This window comes from Synechocystis sp. FACHB-383, assembly GCF_014698605.1.
Classification (GTDB): domain Bacteria; phylum Cyanobacteriota; class Cyanobacteriia; order Cyanobacteriales; family Microcystaceae; genus Synechocystis; species Synechocystis salina.
The window spans coordinates 28743-46748 of the sequence record NZ_JACJTJ010000026.1 but is presented as its reverse complement, the minus strand read 5'-3'; the positions used below and the strand labels follow the sequence as shown (position 1 = coordinate 46748).

The following is an 18006-nucleotide window of genomic DNA, read 5'->3' as shown; positions in this document are numbered from 1 at the left end:
GCAGTGGAGGCAGGTCCACACTGGTTTGGTGGAGCCGGGGAAGTCGAGAAAAAGGCAGTCTCCCCCACAGATTGGGCATGGTTCAGAGTTAATTGGGTTAGTCATTGGCAAACCCCACTACAGGAATAGGAATGCCATGGTCGGCATAAACTAACCCGCCTTTTGAATCCACAAGATCCGAGCTACCGTCAAAAACCAAAATTTGCTCAACTGTGAAAACTTCCTTGGCTCTGGGCAGATAAATAATCATTCCGGGCTTGATATTTTGGCTTTGAATAATCATGCGTAAAACCTCCAGAGGACAAGGGCTACGGCCATGGGTAGATTCAGCACCAGGGTGATTCCGAAGATGGAAAAGAAGTCAGTCATGGGTGTTTTCCTCCAATTACCCGATCGCCGTAGACGACATGGCCAAAGGGCTTAAAAACTTTGCGGAATCTGCGGTAATTCAGTCCGAAGTAAACCAGGACACAATCAAAATCAGCGGCTAGCTTTTGCTCTCCGTGCTGGTTGATAAAGCCAATGCGCCGATTCTTTCCAGCCCCCCAGAAGCAAATGGCCGTGGCGTATTGCTCAATCAATGCCCCCGTTCCTTTGTTGTGGACAGTGCCACTTTTCAGAAGGGCGATCGCCTCTGGGACAAGCTCCAGGTCAAGCCCAATACAAAGCTTTTTAAGGAATGGCAGTGGTTTGGAGTAGGGGGGGTTCAAAAACGTTTTCCCTTGCCACGGACAACTAAGGCTGTCGTCATCACGGGTGAAATGATTCTTGGCAGGAACGGTTTTTGCTTCATTGGCGCAGGGGTCGAGGTCTATTACCCCTAGCACTTCCACCACTAGGTCAAGGATGGGTTGGTCTTTGGTGTTGGGAGTGTAATTTTCGTCGGTGGGCTTAGTCATTAGTCCACCTCCTTATGTAGCTTGATCGGCAATTCCTTGGGGCGACTAAGCAGGTTTTCTTTGAAGTAAACGGCTGTGCCAGACTGCCGAGCTTGCCAGAGAATGTTTTCCACCCATGCCCATTCGGGAGTGAATGTCACTGTTGGGCCGTTGGTTTCTCCACCGATCGCCACCATGTCAAACATTCCGAGGTCGGTAAATTCGAGATTGGTTAGCAGTGGTTCAAGAGACAGCCATTTGACTGTGGCGTTAATGTTGGCAAAAGCATCCTGGGCAACTTTTACCCGTTTCTGTTCATCAACTGTGGTCCCAACCCAGCAGTTATCAGGAAAAGCACCGCCCAACTTGTCGCCAATTTCCTGGAGACGTTGAGGATATTTGGTCAAGAATAAATAGTTCCATTCCGGGTATTTGATAACCGAATCAAAGACATTCAAAATCCAGTCATCGGGAACCCATTTGCCAAATAAATCAGCCATGGAACAGACAAAAACATTCTTCGCCCAGAGCTTCGCCTGCTCTAAGTCCAGTCGGCGATCTTTGGCTTTTTGAACGATTTCTTGTTCAGTAAATTGGTGAGCGTGTTTAGGCGCATCCAATCGGTAAGGGTGAAAGACTGGCTCAAATCCTTTGGGGTAAACCGCCGCCATTCGGTCATTGGTGGCAATGCGTTCGGCATAGCAATAGTTACAACCATGGAGGCAACCAGTAACCGGATTCCATGTTGACCAGGCCCAATCAATGGATTCGTTGGCAGTATTGAATGAAGGCGGATTCTTGGGTTTGTTATGCCAAACATGGATGGTGTAGCCATTTTGATTGATGGTTTCAATCGGGTTCGGCTCAGGCTCAGGAGGCAAGGCTGATACGCTTGATTGGTCGGCCGTTGCCTCCGATGCAGGCTTTGGGATAATCGTCACCTTCCCATCAACTTTTCCGGCGGTGAAGTTGTTAGGATCTGGCTTGAATTTGGTGGTGGAAATTTTCTCCCCAACCTCTTTTAGTTGCCCTTGGGTTTCCTTTTTTCGGCGATCGGCTTCCTTGGCGGCTTGGTTGATGTCAAGCTCTTTATTCTTGACCTTTTCCGCTAGCTCCGGGGCGTGTTCCTGAATCTTTTTGGCTTTCCGCACATAGTCCCGGTTTGTGCCAATGGTCTTGGCTACTTTATGAGCCGTTTCCCGTTCTTGCCTTGGCTTAACCTGATCGCCCATTTCCACTGCAATTGTGGCCGCCGTTTCGGGGTTTAAACTACTAAGAGGTTCCACAAAATTTTGTGTAAGCTCTTGTTTTGGGTGATTCTCCCCGTAAAGTTTTCCAGCCTCAATCCTGGACTGTTTAGCCTCCTCCTCAAAAATGGCGTAGAGTTCCGTGGCTTCAGCCGCAACCATGGCTTTTTGTTGTGAACTTAGATGGCGACGTTCAGCGTTTTCCGACAGGACATACTGAATGGGATCGGAAGGATTAAACTCCTCAATATGAACGTCTTTTTCCAGAACGATAGAAGCACAGATACGGTTACGCCCATCAATCAAAAGCCGGTCTTTTGTGACCTTAATGGCGTTCTGAAATCCGTTTTTGTCGGCATCTTCCACTAGGCTGGCAAATTCATCCTCTGCCATAAAGGGAAGTAAGTTAGCCGCCCGATGAACACCATTGAGAGAGTAGAGAGAAATTGCCTTTTCTAAAAGGTCTTGCATTCGTTGACTATGCGACATCTTGATTGTCCTCCCATTCTTTTTTTGTCAAAAACAACTTGCGAATCAGGGACTTAAAACGCAAGGAGTCCGACAGCCAAGCTCCTTCAACACCGTGGGTCCAATCCTTAAACGCCTTTTCTATGTCGTTTGCTACGTCCTTTTCCCACTTGGCGGGACAGGTCACTAGGTAGGCCCATTGGCTTTTGTCGTTTCGCAATGAAGCCAAGTAAGCGTTATGGCATTTAACCGATTTGACCGCCTTGGCTAATACCTGCACATAGTCGAACCAGCTTTCCCTGTTCTCAAAATCAAGCCGTTTTAACCCACCAACGTTGCATCCCATAGTCGTTAGGCTGGTGGTGTAACGGGGCAAAACCTTTAATAGTTCAGGGGTGATAGCCCAATCTGTGACTTTATTAGGATCGTTGTGAACAAAGCACGGTGAACTGGGCTTGCCCTTCGACTTGATGATTTCTGCAATCTCGGCGATCACAGAGGGGTCTTTGCTGTCACCATGAATCAAATAAGTATTGTTTGTAGCCGGGAATGCCTTTTGCAGTTTGTCGAAGGTTGCCCGGTCTTTTTCTACCAGGATTACTATTGCCGATCCTTCCCCCCGCCTTGCCCGAATTGTATTGGCGTGTTTTTGGAGAATCTCTGGACTGGAATAGCCACTGAAATAACTTGGTGTTCCATCCCCTGCACATAGGTCGATGAAAAAGTAGGGAGAGCTTAGGAATCGAGTCTTGGGTGAGTTGACCGAGAACACTCCTGCCAATCGCCCTACAACCCTATTCAGCAAAATATGTTTGCCAAGAGTTCTATCTTGGCTTTGTCCAACAGCCATTAGGCGATCCCTCCATAGTTGGTTTTGAAGTTGTTCCAGCGGCGTAGTGCCGTATGGAGTTGGTTTTCTGTTTTCTCCCACTCAGTTCGATTTGGAACGGGTGGAAGGGTTGGGAGTAGTCGAGCGTTGTTAGTCATCAGATTTCCTCGCAAATTTTCTAATGGTTGCCAGCCCATGCTTTTGAATTGCCTCCCGGATAAACTCAGAGCGATTAAGAGAAAGCAAGTCTGCCGCCTCCTGCGCTAGCTGTATATCCTGGTCAGACAGCCTGAGCGTTGTGTATCGCCGCTTTATGCGACTTCCTTTGTGACTCATGTATGGTTCATCGTACAAGACTGTCGTATCGTACATAAAACACCTGCCAACCGTCAAGGGTTTGTGCTAAAACTTTTACAGGAGGTGTCTTATGTACAACACACTAGAAAAACCCCAGCCATCCGTGCGTCCCTTGCAAACAACGGATAAAGGAAAGAAAGATCTTGGAGAAAAGCTCCGAGTTTTTCGAGAAGAAAAAATGAAAATGTCTTTAAGGACTGCCGCCGATTACATCAGCGAGAAAACCGGCTACCCTTTCTCGTTCACAACATTGGGTGGTATTGAAAGAGGTGCTTGCAAAGCTGACGCTGACACCCTTCTCTTGTTTGTTCAGTCCGAGTGGGGTGGTATGTCGTTGAGCGAAATGTATTCTGTTTTAACTGATCGCCGTTTGGCCATGTGCGAAAAATCTGCATCGTACAAAGTCAACAAAAACAAAGAGGCGATCGCCGTTTGAGGATTATCAAATGGATGAAGATGGGACGCTAGGCAGTATCGAACTTGTAAAGCTAGCCAAACAAGAAACCAAGCAATTGATCAAGGCGATAGAAATTCAAGACATCGCCATGGGGAACAGTGCGCTTAAATCCCTGAAAAAAATACTGGATGCTTCCGTTAACGCTGTTGACTTTGATGAAATTTGGCACGACGGAGAGATCGAGTATGCCAATAAGGGATTCTGTTTCACCGGGAAATTTCTCTATGGAGACAGAGAAAAATGTCAGCAAGCAGTCATAGATAGAGGCGGAATAGTTCTCAAAAATCCAACATCCAGATTGGACTACTTGATTGTTGGTGGTGAAAAGAATCCTGATTGGGCCCACGAAAATTATGGGCGGAAAATTGAGCGGGTATTGGAGCTAAGGAAAGATGGCGGCACCCAGTACCCGCTAATTGTTTTTGAGCCTGATTGGGTGGCAAGTTTATGAAAAAAATAATTGGACTAGCCACAGGTGTGGCGATCGCCGTTGGGCTGTTAGAAGGGAAAGTGGCAACGGCCCAAGCCAACGATGGGAGCATAATGCCGACAGAATCTACCCGCATTCGGATAAGACAGCGGGCGTGTGATATGTATCGGCAAGGTTATAGCCAAGGAGAAATAAATGAGGAAGCAAAATATATTGCCAGAGTTAACGCCCCACCGCCACTGGAAAGCCAGTTTGTTCAAGAAATATCCCAGAGCATTGCAGATTTATTTGTTGAAGGGGAGGTGGTTATCGCCCTAACCAAAGAGTGTACCAATCGCCAATGACAGACCCGATCGCCAGCTTCGCCGTCTTAGCCATTCAACCAAGAATAACGCCGATGGAATAACAGGCGATGGCGGCACAGAAGAGACCAATAATCCAGAGGAGATTGCGTTGCTTGCGAGAAATAACAGAATCGTAATCGTCCAAAGCATCAACCCAGGAACTGACAATGTAACCCTTATGAACTTCTTCCCCTTGCTTGAACCACTTATCTTCCAACAACACCGAAGGATGGGCCATGGGTCCAACGTTGGAACCCTTGAGAGAGACAGCACAGAAAACAATAACCGTAAAAGCCAGGGAGCAAGTAGAAAGGCGAAACCAAGGACTGAGATCCGCTGCCAATCGAATCAAGACAGCAGAAAACCCAATAAAAATCTGCATCTTGGCATCCAGACCTTTTAGGTTAGCCGATGTTTTTTGAACACAAAACTCTGTGTATTTGTAAATCGTATCGAGTGAATTACCCATGAACCAAGAAACCCCAAACTCCGATAAATCCAATAATACTCCCCCACCCAAACCGGAAGTTAACAAAATTCAACCAGAAGCCGGGGACAAAAAACTTTATGGCGACAGAGATACTGCCAACTTCAACGAACGGAAAGCAAACTAGTCACCAATGACAGACCCGATCGCCAAAGCCAATGCCAGATTAGACCGAGTAAAAATCAGACAGAAGAATAATCGGCTATATTTGCGGGCCACACTGCCAGCGAAGGATGGCGGCGAACGATGGAAACAAACGGATGTGGCGACGGGGTGCCCTGCCAGCGAGAAAGGATATAAAGCGGCATTGGCCAAAGCCCAGAAGATGGAGAGCGACCTAATATTTGAACGATTCAACTGGGACGATTGGCTAGGGGAAAAGGAACAACGGTTAGTGGTTCCCTTGCGGAAAAATATCGAAACAATAATAAAAGGATTTGCCGATCGCCATTGGGAGATAAACCCCAGGACAGCAGCAAAGGAGAAGTATTTTTATAACGATTACGGGATTGCGTTTAACCAGTTGCCCTTGGATGAACCACTGACAGTGGCAGTGCTGAGGACGGCCTTGGTGCAGAGTGAGCCAGGCACCAGGGCCAGACAACGGAATCACCACGCTTATACCTGCTTGGCTAAATTTGCGGGTTTGGAGTTGCCAGAGGACTGGCCCAAACTGAAAGGAAATTACAAGCCAGGGGAAAGGCGTATCCCATCAGACCAAGAAATCCTAGAAGTGTGGGACAGGTTGCCACCAGGGAAATGGCGGTGGGCCTATGGCATGATGGCTGCCTATGGCATCAGGAACCACGAATTAGCCCGCTTAGACCTGGATCAATTCCCGATAATTTCCGTTAGGGAAGACAGCAAAACTGGGCGGCGACTAGTGTACCCATTGCACAAGGATTGGCCCGATCGCCTGGGGTTGGAAGTATTCAATCCGCCCAAACTGGATAGCGATGTTAATCCCGTTAATGGACACCGGGTAAATCAAGCCTTTACCAGAAACAAAATCCCTTTCACTCCCTACGGACTCAGACACGCCTACGCCATCAGGGCCGCCCGTTTGGGCATCAGTCCGGCAATAGTAGCCAAATGGATGGGCCACAGCCTCAGTGTTCATTACAAGACCTATCAGCGCTGGCTAGACCAGTGTGATTTTGACAAGGTTTGGGAGGGACTAGAATAAAAGTGATCGCCTCAATTACATAACAATCATATGAAATATTCAGAATATGAATGCAAAATCTCGGATCTATAAGCCAATCTCAACGGATTTCTGAACCAGTCGGAGGGAGAGATAATTGTCCAGCAAATACGGCAACTCGAAATCATGGCGGAACAGTATGGACTGTATAACCACTAGGGATAAATTAGGGAAGCCTAAAACCCAAATTCTGAAACCCAAGCCGAAGATGGGATTTGAACCCACGACCAACTGATTACGAATCAGCTACTCTACCACTGAGCTACTTCGGCACGACCTAATTCCTCTGCAAAATGATAACATTTTCTGTACCAGCTTTCCTGGGGAGAATTTATGCCGCCATTGGTCGTTGCACATTTGGGGCCAAGGGGAACCAACACGGAAACCGTCGCCCTGGTTTATGGGGAAGAGCATCAGGGGCGCACTGGGCAGGCGGTGAAATTTTTGCCCTGTCCTAGCATTGGTAAAACCCTGGAGGCGGCGGCCCAAGGCTTAGTAGATGTGGCGATCGTGCCGGTGGAAAATTCGACGGAAGGGGGCATTGCCATTACCTTGGATGGCCTTTGGGCGGCGGAAAATTTGAAGATACAACAGGAATTGGTGCTGCCCATCACCCATGTTTTGCTCAGCCGGGGAAAACTTTTAGCAGATTTAACTAGGGTTGTGTCCCATCCCCAGGCCCTGGGGCAATGCCAGAAATGGTTGAGCACCCATCTTCCCCAGGTGAGTTTAGTGCCGGCCAACTCCACCACCGAAGCGATTCAGATTATTGGCGATGATCCCACAGCAGCGGCGATCGCCTCTCCCAGGGCCGCCACCCTCTTTGATCTCCCTGTACTACACACAGACATTCAAGATTACCCCGACAATTGCACCCGCTTTTGGGCGATCGGGGCGGAGGGCCATTTAACAGGGAGCCATACCACCCTGGCGTTTAGTGTGCCCCGCAATGTGCCAGGGGCCTTGGTTACCCCTTTGGAACTCCTAGCCCAGAGAAAAATTAACCTCAGCCGCATCGAGTCCCGCCCCACGAAACGATCCCTGGGGGAATATGTTTTCTTTATGGACTTGGAAGCCAGCCAAACGGAACCCAGACTCCAAGAAGCTTTAGAAAAACTAAAACAATACACGGAAGTGCTAAAAATTTTTGGCAGCTACCCCACAAAAGTCCTACAATTGGCCGACCTCCAGCATTTCCACCCACCGGGTTGGCCTAGTCCCTTGCAACCATAGCCCTTTGTTGATTTTTCCAATCCTTGTTGTTTATGAGTGATCCCGTCGCCTCCATCAAAGCACTACTTGATTCAGAAAGTTTCAGTGATAAAGTTCGGGGTTTGAATCAACTGCGGGCCCTGGAGCCAGCCCAAGCATTTCCCCTGCTGAAACCTTTGGTCAACGATGCCAATCCCCGCATCCGCTATGCCGCTGTTAGCCAAATGGATCCGGTGGGTAATGCTGATTTGGAACAATCATTGCAAATGCTGCGCGATCGCCTGTTTAACGATCCAGAAATTGACGTGCAATCGGTGGCGGCGGATGTAATCGGAGGGCTGAAATTAACCGCAGCCTATCCCGACCTGAAAAAAGCCTATGAAGAAACCCCGGAATGGCTCCTACAGATGAGTATTGTGGCCACCCTGGGGGAAATGGGGGATAGCCGGGGCTTCGACCTGCTCAAAATTGCCCTCAGCTCGGAAAATAGCTTAATTCGCACTGCGGCCATTAGCGCCTTGGGGGAACTGGGTAACCCCGATGCCTTTCCCCTGTTGGTGCCCCTAGCCCAGGACGAAGACTGGCAAGTGCGTTACCGGTTGGCCTTGGCGGTAGGTCATCTGGAGCATCCCGATCGCCAAAGCTTACTGCAACAGTTAGCCCAGGATAAGGCAGAACAGGTGGCCAGCACAGCCCGGGAATTATTGGCCGCCTAGGCTGGGTTAAGCTGGAAAGTCCCTTGAACATGCCTGGGTTTATTTATGTTTTTCAGTGTTGTCATTCCCACCTATAATCGTTTGCCGATCCTGGAAAAATGCCTGCGGGCCCTGGAAAAACAGACCTTTAATCAAGACTTAATCGCAGGCTATGAAATCGTGGTGGTGGATGACGGCTCCACCGATGGCACCCTAGCTTGGCTGGCAGAACGTCGCCAGGAATTGCCCCATGTACGGTCATGGGAGCAGGATCACCAGGGTCCCGCCGCCGCCCGTAATCTGGGAGTGAAGCATGCCCAGGGGGACACCATCATTTTTATTGACAGTGATTTGGTGGTGACGGAGGTCTTTCTCCAAGCCCACGCTGAAGGTTTACAACGGGGCAAAGCACAATACAACTCGGATCGGGTTTTTACCTATGGGGCTGTGGTCAATACCTGTAACTTTGACTCTCCCGAATCAGAGCCCTATAAACTAACCGATTATTCTGCCGCTTTCTTTGCCACCGGCAACGTGGCGATCGCCAAGCAATGGTTACTAGAAGCAGGTTTATTCGACACCGGCTTTCAACTGTACGGCTGGGAAGATTTGGAATTGGGAGTCAGACTGAAAAATTTAGGACTCAAACTCGTTAAATGCCCCCGGGCAGTGGGTTACCATTGGCATCCTCCCTTTAGCCTGCAACAAATCCCCAAATTGATTGACCAGGAAGTACAAAGGGGACGCATGGGGGTTTTGTTCTACCAAAAACATCCCACCTGGGAAGTGCGGCTGATGATCCAAATGACTAGGCTCCATTGGTTGCTGTGGGGATTACTTTCCTTGGGAGGACGCTTGAATGAAAAAACAATGGCTCCTCTCCTCCAATGGCTCATTGACCATGGTCGACCCCAACTAGCCCTAGAGATCGCCCGAATTTTCCTCAATTGGTATAACGTCCAAGGGGTATATGCCGCCTTTGCAGAAAGCCAAAGCTCCCATTAAAACAGGTTGAAGCCCTGCAAATCTGATGGGTTTAGTTGGGTTTATGGGCAAAATATCAACAATTTTTCCCCGACTTACAAGGTTAATTCTTAAGAAATTTTGACTTAGGGGCACCGCTTTCCCAAAATTCCCTATCATTTAAGCTAATCCTGCTCATTCAATTTAGTTACACACTGTTACAGTGAATTGAGTCTTTTAGCTCAATAAAGGCTGCTTTTCCCCGTTGGTCAACCGGACTAACAACCCGTTACTGCTGAGCTCCTTGGTCAGAATGGGTATTTTCTAACTTAACTGTCACTTTGGAGACATTACATGGAAACTTTATCTTTGGTGTTGGGGGTAATCATCGGGCTAGTCGTTGGTTTTGCCGGTACCTATTTCACCCTGGTTACCAAACTTCAGAAAAAGTTGGATAGCACTAAAAGCAAATTGGGCCGTGCCAAAAGTGCCAGCGAAGATACCGAAACGCTCCAATTTCAGTTGGAGGCTCAAAAGGGAGAAACCCAAGCCCTCCAAGCTAGACTGGAGTCCCTGGAGTCCAACCATCGTAACCAGCTAGATGAGCTCCAAGCAACCCAAGCAGCAGCCCTAGCCCAGTTGACGGCGGAAAAAACAGCCCTAGAAGATGAGCTTAATTCCCTCAGGGAAAGCGGGCCCGCAGAGGGACAGTGGCCCCCCGACCAAAGCGATGAAGTTGTCGCTCTCCAAGCTCAGTTACTGGCCATGGAGCAGGAACACCAAGCCACAGTCCAGGCCCTCCAGAATCAATACCAAGCTGAAATTGAGGCCCTCCAGCAGTCTTCTCCCCCAGTACCAGAGCCTTTGACGGAGGATTTTGCTCCCCCGGCGATCGCCGAATTTACGGAAACCCCAGAGGCCGAATTTGTGCCGGCGGCTGAACCCGTCGCAGAATTCATGGAGGCCACCGTTGCCGAAGAAACAGCCCCGGATCAGGAAGAAAACTGGGTTGATGACTACGCCACTGCGGAACTAGAAGTAGAGCCCCTAGACCAACAGGAGCAACCAGGGGAACCGATGGCGGAGGAGGAAGGTTTTTCTACTTTTGATGCCCCTCCCACTGAAACCACCGACACAGAAGCGGAAGCTGACTTAGAAAATTGGGTTGATGCTCCCGCTGAAGCCGAGTCCTTCGAATCCTTTGATGGCGACCAAGTAGAAGCTTCCCTGCCGGATATGGATTTTGGCGAGGGGGAACAAAATCTTGGCCCAATGGATTTAGAAACCGAATTACCAGACATCAGCGAGGAGGGCATCACCGACCCCGGACAGCAATCGGCAGAGCTATTTGGCGGGGAAACGCTAGAAGCGGCGGCAACGGAACAAAGTGATGACCAATTTCTAGCCGAATTGAGTGGCGAAGAATCAACGCCAGAACTCCCTTTATTCACCGAGACGCCGGCGGAAACCCTGGGGGAATTGGAAGACTTCGGTGAAGATCTTTCCTTTACACCCGACTCCGGTGATGACTTGAATTTGTCTGAAGATTTACTGGCCAGTCTGGATACAGGCAGCCCAACCCCCGAGCTAAACACTGAAGAAATTCTGCCGGGGGAAGGAGGTGCTGAGGCCGATGACCTTGACTTTCTCTTGGAATTACAAACAGAGGATGCAGAGCTTTTCCCTGGGCAGAATGAAGATGAGTTCCTACCGGAATTTTCCAACGAAGAGCCCATCAGCGCCGGTTTTGCCAGCATGGAAATATTAGCTGAAGGGAGTGGCGATTTTCCAGACCTGTTGGAGGCCAACCCGGAAACCCATGGGGGAGATCCTTTCGTTAATATTTTGGATGAAGACCCTAATTCCTCTGACAACGATCTACTAGCCCTACTGCAAATCGATGAAAGCAGTGCAGACCAAGCTAAGTTACACCAGGGCGACGATGACGATCTTTTTCCCGGTTTAGCGGATATGCTCGGCGAAGACCCCTCCAGTGGCAGCGGCGAATTGGATGATCTGGATGCCCTGTTGGGTGATACTAGTTCTTCCGGCGGCGATGCTGGAACTTCAGTTTCCCTGGACGATTTTGACTTCGGCTCTAGCGATCACGATCCCTAAAATTTTTCCCCAACTTTACTCGTAAAAAATTGACCATAAAGCGGATAAACCCAGTGGGCCTATCCGTTTTTTTTGGCCGGGATAATTGGTTAATCAACTAATTCGCTATTAAATTCGTTGTAGGTGCGCTGTTTGAGCTCAACGGACTCCGACCGGGGCAACAGATCAAACAGATCCCGCAGCACATCATCCACCACTTCAAATTTCAGCACCCCTTGGGCATCAAATATTTTTTTGCCGTTTTTATCTAGGATCACCGTTTGGGGAACCCCACCGCTGTAATAGTAACCAGGTTCATCTCGACGGAAACGTTTTTGATCGGGAATACCATCAACAGATACGGGGATAATGCTAGCGACCCGGCCGTAAAATTCCTGCATGCGGGAAACAATGAAGGCATATTGTTTGCAATCTTTACTGTCATCGAGGTAGTAAACCAAAATGACTGGTAACTCACGCTCAAAGGATTCTTTCAAATTTAAGCGGGGCGGCACCAGGGAACCATTGCCAGCATAAACGACAAAAATGTTGCCATCGTAACGGTCATCTTCCAAAGCGGCGATCGCCGTACCGTGATCGGCCAAGGACAAAGGCAGAGTGCCCCAAAGGCCCAACAGTAGAACAGTAAAAGTAAAGGTAACTACGAGAAAGCGGCGACAACGGGCCAACCAAGGCAAACACACAGACATAATCATCGTGGAAAAAACTCAGTCTAAAATAGGGCAAAGCCTTTTCCAATGTAAACTTTCCCGTGTCTTCTAATTCCTATTCCAGCCAATCTCGACCCAGGCCGGGAGGATTACCTTCCCCTTTTGCGGATAGCTATTACGGTGTGTTGGAACTGCACCCTGCCGCTTCCCCGGTGGCCATCCGTCGAGCCTATCGGGAGTTGAGCAAGCGTTACCATCCAGACACTACTCTGTTGGCCCCGGACATTGCCACAGTCAAATTCCAGCGCTTGAATGAGGCTTACGCCGTTTTAAGCAATCCCGATCGCCGTTCTGTGTATGATTTGCAAATCGGCTATTCCCGGTGGAATGTAATTCAAGTACCGCCGGATCAACCCCAGGGGCAAAATTCAGCAACATCGACAACCCTAGGGAAAAATTCAGCCTATCTGGATGCCAGCGATCGCCCTTTGTCGGCGGGGGAGTTTTTTGCTTTGGCTCTGTTGGGGCTCACCTTGGGGGGATGTTTGGCCTTGGCCCTGTTGATTGCCTGGCTGAGGGGAGATCCTTTGATAATTCCCAGCTTGTTACCATGGTTTATCAACCTGGGATAAGGGAGTTTAATTACAACCCAAACCGATCCCGTTGTCCCTGACGGGTAGACTGTCCTGATCCAGGCCAACCGAAGGCTCCATCCCCCATTGATCTGAAGTTAATTTTAAAAAATCCTATGGCGTCCTCCCATCTTTTTTCCTGGTCCCAACGCTTGACTGTCATGGCTGTAACCTTTGCCTGGGGTCTGAGCTTGCCGGTGTTAGCCCAAACCAAGTCGGCGGTGCAATGGTACAACGATGGGGTCGATAAATTGGCGGCCCAAAATTTCTCCGGGGCGATCGCCGATTTTACTGAATCTCTCAAACTCAATGACCAGGATGCCGATGCTTATTACAACCGGGGCTATGCCAAACACGTTTTGGGACAGTACCAAGCGGCCATTACGGACTACAACCAGGCTATTAGTTTAAATCCCCAATTTGCCTATGCCCTAGGTAACCGCTGTTACGCCTATTTTTTATTGAGTCAGTACGACAAAGCCATTGAAGATTGCAGTAATGCCATCGAAATTAACGCCAATTACGCAGATTTCTACGTTTATCGGGGTAATTCCCAGTCCCAGTTAGGCAATGAAACCACGGCGATCGCCGACTATAACGACGCCATCCGTATTAATGCCCAACATGCCAACGCCTATTACAATCGGGCCCTGACCCATAACCGTCTCAAGCAAGACCAACAGGCCCTGGCGGACTATAACCAAACTATCCAGTTGGATCCCAATGCGGCTGAAGCCTATTTCAACCGGGGCCTAACCCAATACCGTTTGGGGGATGAATCGAAGGCGATCGCTGATCTGACCAAGGCGGCCTCGTTGTTCAGTGCCCAGGGGAAAGGGGACATGGCCCAAAAAGCGGAGGCTATCCTCACCCAAATCCGAGCCATTGAGGCTTAGCTTGTACTCTTGAAAATCTGTGACCAAAACTCGTCAACTCAACAGGCTTGCACTAACACATAGGGTTGAACAATTAGGGTTTGAAATTCCCGTTCTGGTTGATCATTCCAATCGGTTAATTCCTGCTCGGTTGGTTTATGGATCAGTAATTCACTAATCCAATGATTGACTTGGTTAACTTCATCCTTGGCGATCGCCAGGCCGACGGAGAGCAAATCTAAACTACCATCCACCACAATCACCGCATCCCTTTTGGCATGGGGAACGATGGTGCCCCAATCCATGGGGGCCAATTCTTCTTGTAACTGTTTTTGAATATCGGTCATTGATTTTGGATCAATAATGTCTGTCGGTATTTTGCCAATTGTTAGCATTTATTAAATTGGGCAAGGCTATCGTCCTAGGCTCTCTCTAAGCACAAGCAAGCATTAGTCTCAAGTTTACTAACCCCTAACTTTGGGGTTTTAACTTATCGCTGTACTGCTGGCGAAATTTACGCAGTTTGGGCAAATCGTGGACTAACACATAGGGATGGGCTGGGTTGCGTTGGACAAAATCTTGGTGGTAGTCCTCCGCCGGATAAAAAGCGTCAAAATCATTCACCTCCGTGGCGATCGCCTGGTCAAAGGCCTGACTTTCCTCTAGCTGATCGATGTAGGCTTGGGCCACCTGCTTTTGTTCGGGAGTGGTGGCAAAAATGGCCGAACGATATTGACGACCCTGGTCTACCCCCTGACGATTGACCTGGGTGGGGTCGTGGCCAACGGAAAAGAAAATTTTCAACAGTTCGCCGTAACTTACCTGGGCGGGGTCGTAGACGATTTCAATGGATTCCGCATGGTCAGTGCCGCCGCCGCTCACCCTGGCATAGTTGGCCGTCGCCTCAGTACCGCCGCTGTAGCCCGTTCTTACATCCGTAACCCCCCGTACTTCCTCGAACATGGCTTCCAGACCCCAAAAACAGCCCCCGGCAAAAATAGCCCTTTCGGTTCCATTGTTGGGACTAGATACCAGAGCCGTATCCACCACCGGATCCGGGATGACCTTAGAAAAAGGATTGATTAAGTAACTACCCACGGCGATCGCCACGCCCACCAGGGCCAGGGTGAACCAGAAACTACGCCGACGCAGAGATTGAGCCAGATTGACACTAAAAACTAACAATTAAATAACCTCCTTGGAATTTGGCCCCGGCCACTGCTTTGCCCCGTAAGTTACCGGGGAGGTCGATGTTGCGCCGTTGATCCCCTGCCTCGATGGTCAATTCCGGCCCCGACTGGGTTAACTTCACCTGACGCTTATCAAAGCCGGGCAAAAATATCTTTACTTGCCGAGCATTAACGTCAATTTCCAACGGTCGGGGGGCAGACCCCATGGCTTGGGGATTGGGTAACGCATCCATGAGAGGTTGCCAATTACCTTGGCTATAGGTAGGTAAAGCTGCAACGGTCAACGGATCGAACAGATTGGGATCTAAGCCACCATTGCCCAAGGGAGTTTGAATTACTCCCTTCACCGTTACCCCCACTTGCTGGGCCCCGCCCCAATAGCTCTGGGCTGTTTTTTGGGCCAGGGAGTCATTACTAGTTACTAGATAGGCTGCAAACCGACTCGGATCGGCGATCGCCGTTTTACCCTGCTGGAGCAAATTCTGGGGGCCATCGGGGTGGTTAAGCATTTGGTCTGGACTCCAGTTCACACTCAGCACCGCACTGGCCACTGGTTGCACAAAGGGGGAAAGGGTCTGCACCACTTCTGAATCTGCCAATACTTTCTGGAAGCGCCGCCAATACCAACTGGCAATTTCGGGAATGCCCAACATCCTCAGGGTAGAGAGGTTGCCGGGGCCGTCGTAAATCAGCACGTCATAGCGACCGCTGAGTTCGTATTCCCGCAGGGCATTGAGCACCAACACCTCGTCCATGCCCGGCAGCACCCCTAACTCTTCCCCATAGATATTTTTCAAAGCCGGCGATCGGAGATATTGGGCTTCCACTTCCTTGAGCTTTTCCCAACCCCTTTCCAACAGATGGGTAGAACTAAGCAGCAAACCATCAATGTTCGCCTCCACCCCCTGGGCGGTCTCCGACAGGGTCGCCCCCCATTGCCACGCCAAACTAGGATCTTGCCCCAGCACCAGCACCCTCTGACCCGCCTGGGCCAGCTTTTTAGCCGCGGCGATCGCCACCGTCGTCCGGCCAACGCCACCTTTTCCTAAAAAAGTTAGAACTAATGCCACAGCAATTTCCTAAAATCTAGCGAAAACAACCAATATTCCCGAATCAGACCGCAAAAAATACCTCAACGGCGATCGGAAAGGGTAGTCAAAACCAATGGGGGAGAGCGAAACCAATTATTAAATGGCTTTGAGTTCGTCCTCAAAAAACCAGGTGGCGGTGCGGTCATCAAAGGAAACCACTGCCCCGATGCCACTGCCATCCGTCATTTTAAAATCCTTAACGACACCGACTTTACCCAGTTTACCTACCACATCGGGGGAAACCCGGTCCCGCAGACGGTAAACCTTAACTTTTTGACCTATTTCAATCGTCATATTGCTTAAATAGTGGCTAAGTAAAGAAACATTGCAATCCCCCCCAGTTTAGCGGAATCTGCGCCCTCCCTTGCCCCTAGACTGGCGTCAAATCAGCAAAAAAATTGCGCCAGCATTTTGGCAGGAAAGCAGGGGAAAGCAACAGGGCCATAGATTTCCCCCCGATCATTGACGATGGCCCATCTCTGGCAATGATTTTGCTTGCCAATTATGCAGCTAACCTATTAACCCACAGAAGCCAAACGGAAAGCGGCCCCCAAACCAGCAGACATTTCAGCCGCGGTAATCTTGCCATCGTGGTCCCGGTCTAAAGCATCAAAAACCACATCGGTGCCGGCCCATTCTTCCCTGGTAATAAAACCATCCCCATCTAAATCGTAGGCATGGAAGATTTCCTCTGCCCCATGTTTGATGTGCTCTTGGCCGTCCAGAACCTTTAACCGTTCTTCCAATAAGTGCTCCAAAACTTCTAAAGCTTTGGTAAATCCGGCAATGCCTTCGGCCAGTTTTTCCGACGCCATGGGATCTTCGGCATGCATTTTGTCGAAGGTGGCCTTGTCCATGGCAATTTTTTCAATGTCCTGGGGCACTGTGGCTGGATCAAGTTTGCGGGGCAGATCCTCTTCGGTGTTGCGCAATTGGTCTAATAGCTGGGGGGAAATGGTCAACAGGTCACAGCCGGCCAATTCGGTAATTTCGCCGATGTTGCGGAAACTGGCCCCCATGACTTCAGTTTTGTAACCAAAGCGTTTGTAGTAGTTGTAAATGACGGTGACGGACTGCACCCCAGGATCTTCATGGCTGGCATATTCTTTGCCGGTCGATTTTTTATACCAGTCTAAAATGCGCCCCACAAAGGGGGAAATGAGGGTGACTTTAGCTTCGGCACAGGCGATCGCCTGGTGGAGTCCAAACAGTAAGGTGAGGTTGCAGTGAATGCCTTCTTGTTCCAACACTTCCGCCGCCTTAATACCTTCCCAGGTGGAAGCAATTTTGATCAGAATGCGCTTTTTATCAATGCCAGCTTTGGCATATTCCCCAATCAGGTAGCGGGCTTTGGCAATGGTGGCTTCCGTGTCGTAGGAAAGACGGGCATCGACTTCCGTGGAAACCCGACCGGGGATAATTTGTAGAATTTTGACCCCAAAAGCCACGGCCAAACGGTCAAAGGCTAGGCGGACAATGTCTTTGATGGAGGCATTTTCCCCCGCTTCGTCCTTAGCTTTGAGCAGGGTGCTGTCCACAATTTCCTGGTATCGGGGCATCTGGGCCGCCGCCGTAATCAAAGAAGGATTAGTGGTGGAATCCCTGGGGGTAAAGGTTTCAATGGCTTGGATGTCGCCGGTGTCGGCCACCACCACCGTAAATTGTCGCAGTTGTTCGAGGAGATTCTTACCCATAATGGCAATTAAAAAAGTTCAACGTCTTTCCCTCCAATGGTAATGGTGATTCCTGAAAGCGAGGCCTTGATTTAGGCTGATGAAAAATGTTTAACTGATTTTTCCATGCTGTCATTGTGAGCCAGCCCCGCTCCAGTCGCCCTAGGGCTGGGTAATTTCAGCAACAATGGTCAGTTTAAAGACCC

General features: G+C 49.5%; 22 protein-coding genes and 1 tRNA gene. 11 read left to right on the top strand and 12 right to left on the bottom strand.

All coding sequences use genetic code 11. The features are described 5' to 3' along the window. Nucleotides 1-97 precede the first annotated feature (97 nt). The 4 genes from H6G45_RS06370 to H6G45_RS06355 form a co-directional block, all read right to left on the bottom strand. Nucleotides 98-283, bottom strand: coding sequence for a hypothetical protein (locus H6G45_RS06370; protein ID WP_190597626.1), 186 nt, complete (start codon nt 281-283; stop codon nt 98-100). A gap of 82 nt (nt 284-365) precedes the next feature. Next, nucleotides 366-899, bottom strand: coding sequence for a DNA N-6-adenine-methyltransferase (locus H6G45_RS06365; RefSeq protein ID WP_190597625.1), 534 nt, complete (start codon nt 897-899; stop codon nt 366-368). Then, the gene (locus H6G45_RS06360) at nt 899-2614 is read right to left on the bottom strand and encodes a DUF5131 family protein (protein WP_190597624.1); all 1716 of its coding nucleotides are present in this window, start codon (nt 2612-2614) and stop codon (nt 899-901) included. Before H6G45_RS06360 ends, H6G45_RS06365 begins: the two co-directional genes overlap by 1 nt. Then, complete coding sequence (locus tag H6G45_RS06355; RefSeq protein WP_190597623.1) at nt 2604-3443, bottom strand: hypothetical protein; 840 nt, start codon at nt 3441-3443, stop codon at nt 2604-2606. Before H6G45_RS06355 ends, H6G45_RS06360 begins: the two co-directional genes overlap by 11 nt. Before the next feature lie 406 nt (nt 3444-3849). On the opposite strand from H6G45_RS06355, the gene H6G45_RS06350 reads away from it, so the two are divergent. The 3 genes from H6G45_RS06350 to H6G45_RS06340 are packed head-to-tail and all read left to right on the top strand — an operon-like array spanning nt 3850 to nt 5010. Continuing rightward, the gene (locus H6G45_RS06350; protein WP_190597622.1) at nt 3850-4215 is read left to right on the top strand and encodes a hypothetical protein; all 366 of its coding nucleotides are present in this window, start codon (nt 3850-3852) and stop codon (nt 4213-4215) included. A gap of 10 nt (nt 4216-4225) precedes the next feature. Beyond that, nucleotides 4226-4687, top strand: coding sequence for a BRCT domain-containing protein (locus H6G45_RS06345; protein ID WP_190597621.1), 462 nt, complete (start codon nt 4226-4228; stop codon nt 4685-4687). After that, nucleotides 4684-5010, top strand: a complete 327-nt coding sequence (locus H6G45_RS06340; protein WP_190597620.1) for a hypothetical protein — start codon at nt 4684-4686, stop codon at nt 5008-5010. The genes H6G45_RS06345 and H6G45_RS06340 overlap by 4 nt, the downstream gene beginning before the upstream one ends. Nucleotides 5011-5044: 34 nt before the next feature. Here H6G45_RS06340 and H6G45_RS06335 read toward each other — a convergent pair whose 3' ends face one another. Next, nucleotides 5045-5479: a hypothetical protein gene (locus tag H6G45_RS06335; protein WP_190597619.1), complete on the bottom strand. Its 435-nt coding sequence runs from the start codon at nt 5477-5479 to the stop codon at nt 5045-5047. Here H6G45_RS06335 and H6G45_RS06330 point away from each other — a divergent pair. Together H6G45_RS06330 and H6G45_RS06325 are read left to right on the top strand one after the other, a co-directional pair. Then, nucleotides 5478-5624 (top strand): hypothetical protein, encoded by a 147-nt coding sequence (locus H6G45_RS06330; RefSeq protein ID WP_190597618.1) that lies wholly within the window; start codon nt 5478-5480, stop codon nt 5622-5624. The two genes, H6G45_RS06335 and H6G45_RS06330, sit on opposite strands and share 2 nt — an antisense overlap. Nucleotides 5625-5630: 6 nt before the next feature. Beyond that, on the top strand, nt 5631-6683 hold the full coding sequence (locus H6G45_RS06325; RefSeq protein ID WP_190597617.1) for a site-specific integrase: 1053 nt from the start codon (nt 5631-5633) through the stop codon (nt 6681-6683). A gap of 218 nt (nt 6684-6901) precedes the next feature. Here H6G45_RS06325 and H6G45_RS06320 read toward each other — a convergent pair. Continuing rightward, a tRNA-Thr gene (locus H6G45_RS06320) sits at nt 6902-6973 on the bottom strand. Between the two features lie 61 nt (nt 6974-7034). Between H6G45_RS06320 and pheA the strand changes: the two genes are divergently transcribed. The 4 genes from pheA to H6G45_RS06300 all read left to right on the top strand — a co-directional run bounded on the left by pheA (nt 7035) and on the right by H6G45_RS06300 (nt 11689). After that, nucleotides 7035-7934, top strand: a complete 900-nt coding sequence (gene pheA, locus H6G45_RS06315) for a prephenate dehydratase (protein WP_190597616.1) — start codon at nt 7035-7037, stop codon at nt 7932-7934. Between the two features lie 32 nt (nt 7935-7966). Continuing rightward, nucleotides 7967-8629 (top strand): phycobilisome degradation protein NblB, encoded by a 663-nt coding sequence (gene nblB, locus H6G45_RS06310; RefSeq protein WP_190597615.1) that lies wholly within the window; start codon nt 7967-7969, stop codon nt 8627-8629. 45 nt (nt 8630-8674) lie between these two features. After that, entirely contained in the window at nt 8675-9613 is a 939-nt protein-coding gene (locus tag H6G45_RS06305; RefSeq protein ID WP_190597614.1) for a glycosyltransferase, read from the top strand. A gap of 312 nt (nt 9614-9925) precedes the next feature. After that, nucleotides 9926-11689, top strand: a complete 1764-nt coding sequence (locus H6G45_RS06300) for a hypothetical protein (RefSeq protein WP_190597613.1) — start codon at nt 9926-9928, stop codon at nt 11687-11689. A gap of 89 nt (nt 11690-11778) precedes the next feature. Here H6G45_RS06300 and H6G45_RS06295 read toward each other — a convergent pair whose 3' ends face one another. Then, on the bottom strand, nt 11779-12384 hold the full coding sequence (locus H6G45_RS06295; RefSeq protein WP_190597612.1) for a thylakoid membrane photosystem I accumulation factor: 606 nt from the start codon (nt 12382-12384) through the stop codon (nt 11779-11781). A gap of 56 nt (nt 12385-12440) precedes the next feature. Here H6G45_RS06295 and H6G45_RS06290 point away from each other — a divergent pair, with 56 nt between their 5' ends. Together H6G45_RS06290 and H6G45_RS06285 are read left to right on the top strand one after the other, a co-directional pair. Further along, on the top strand, nt 12441-12971 hold the full coding sequence (locus H6G45_RS06290) for a DnaJ domain-containing protein (RefSeq protein WP_190597611.1): 531 nt from the start codon (nt 12441-12443) through the stop codon (nt 12969-12971). 116 nt (nt 12972-13087) lie between these two features. Beyond that, on the top strand, nt 13088-13867 hold the full coding sequence (locus H6G45_RS06285; RefSeq protein WP_190597610.1) for a tetratricopeptide repeat protein: 780 nt from the start codon (nt 13088-13090) through the stop codon (nt 13865-13867). Nucleotides 13868-13905: 38 nt separating this feature from the next. On the opposite strand, the gene H6G45_RS06280 is transcribed toward H6G45_RS06285, so the two are convergent. The 5 genes from H6G45_RS06280 to H6G45_RS06260 all read right to left on the bottom strand — a co-directional run bounded on the left by H6G45_RS06280 (nt 13906) and on the right by H6G45_RS06260 (nt 17821). Then, nucleotides 13906-14193 (bottom strand): DUF2288 domain-containing protein, encoded by a 288-nt coding sequence (locus H6G45_RS06280; protein ID WP_190597609.1) that lies wholly within the window; start codon nt 14191-14193, stop codon nt 13906-13908. 124 nt (nt 14194-14317) lie between these two features. Then, entirely contained in the window at nt 14318-14962 is a 645-nt protein-coding gene (gene msrA / locus H6G45_RS06275) for a peptide-methionine (S)-S-oxide reductase MsrA (RefSeq protein WP_190597660.1), read from the bottom strand. 55 nt (nt 14963-15017) lie between these two features. Continuing rightward, nucleotides 15018-16106 (bottom strand): ArsA-related P-loop ATPase, encoded by a 1089-nt coding sequence (locus H6G45_RS19955; protein WP_190597608.1) that lies wholly within the window; start codon nt 16104-16106, stop codon nt 15018-15020. A gap of 117 nt (nt 16107-16223) precedes the next feature. Further along, complete coding sequence (locus tag H6G45_RS06265) at nt 16224-16421, bottom strand: DUF2862 domain-containing protein (protein ID WP_010871443.1); 198 nt, start codon at nt 16419-16421, stop codon at nt 16224-16226. Nucleotides 16422-16645: 224 nt separating this feature from the next. Further along, nucleotides 16646-17821 (bottom strand): transaldolase, encoded by a 1176-nt coding sequence (locus tag H6G45_RS06260; RefSeq protein ID WP_190597607.1) that lies wholly within the window; start codon nt 17819-17821, stop codon nt 16646-16648. Nucleotides 17822-18006 lie beyond the last annotated feature (185 nt).

Coding starts and splice junctions, on each gene's coding strand:
- H6G45_RS06370 (WP_190597626.1), bottom strand. CDS start 283: ATGATTATTCAAAGCCAAAATATCAAGCCCGGAATGATTATTTATCTG.
- H6G45_RS06365 (WP_190597625.1), bottom strand. CDS start 899: ATGACTAAGCCCACCGACGAAAATTACACTCCCAACACCAAAGACCAA.
- H6G45_RS06360 (WP_190597624.1), bottom strand. CDS start 2,614: ATGTCGCATAGTCAACGAATGCAAGACCTTTTAGAAAAGGCAATTTCT.
- H6G45_RS06355 (WP_190597623.1), bottom strand. CDS start 3,443: ATGGCTGTTGGACAAAGCCAAGATAGAACTCTTGGCAAACATATTTTG.
- H6G45_RS06350 (WP_190597622.1), top strand. CDS start 3,850: ATGTACAACACACTAGAAAAACCCCAGCCATCCGTGCGTCCCTTGCAA.
- H6G45_RS06345 (WP_190597621.1), top strand. CDS start 4,226: ATGGATGAAGATGGGACGCTAGGCAGTATCGAACTTGTAAAGCTAGCC.
- H6G45_RS06340 (WP_190597620.1), top strand. CDS start 4,684: ATGAAAAAAATAATTGGACTAGCCACAGGTGTGGCGATCGCCGTTGGG.
- H6G45_RS06330 (WP_190597618.1), top strand. CDS start 5,478: ATGAACCAAGAAACCCCAAACTCCGATAAATCCAATAATACTCCCCCA.
- H6G45_RS06335 (WP_190597619.1), bottom strand. CDS start 5,479: ATGGGTAATTCACTCGATACGATTTACAAATACACAGAGTTTTGTGTT.
- H6G45_RS06325 (WP_190597617.1), top strand. CDS start 5,631: ATGACAGACCCGATCGCCAAAGCCAATGCCAGATTAGACCGAGTAAAA.
- pheA (WP_190597616.1), top strand. CDS start 7,035: ATGCCGCCATTGGTCGTTGCACATTTGGGGCCAAGGGGAACCAACACG.
- nblB (WP_190597615.1), top strand. CDS start 7,967: ATGAGTGATCCCGTCGCCTCCATCAAAGCACTACTTGATTCAGAAAGT.
- H6G45_RS06305 (WP_190597614.1), top strand. CDS start 8,675: ATGTTTTTCAGTGTTGTCATTCCCACCTATAATCGTTTGCCGATCCTG.
- H6G45_RS06300 (WP_190597613.1), top strand. CDS start 9,926: ATGGAAACTTTATCTTTGGTGTTGGGGGTAATCATCGGGCTAGTCGTT.
- H6G45_RS06295 (WP_190597612.1), bottom strand. CDS start 12,384: ATGATTATGTCTGTGTGTTTGCCTTGGTTGGCCCGTTGTCGCCGCTTT.
- H6G45_RS06285 (WP_190597610.1), top strand. CDS start 13,088: ATGGCGTCCTCCCATCTTTTTTCCTGGTCCCAACGCTTGACTGTCATG.
- H6G45_RS06280 (WP_190597609.1), bottom strand. CDS start 14,193: ATGACCGATATTCAAAAACAGTTACAAGAAGAATTGGCCCCCATGGAT.
- H6G45_RS06265 (WP_010871443.1), bottom strand. CDS start 16,421: ATGACGATTGAAATAGGTCAAAAAGTTAAGGTTTACCGTCTGCGGGAC.
- H6G45_RS06260 (WP_190597607.1), bottom strand. CDS start 17,821: ATGGGTAAGAATCTCCTCGAACAACTGCGACAATTTACGGTGGTGGTG.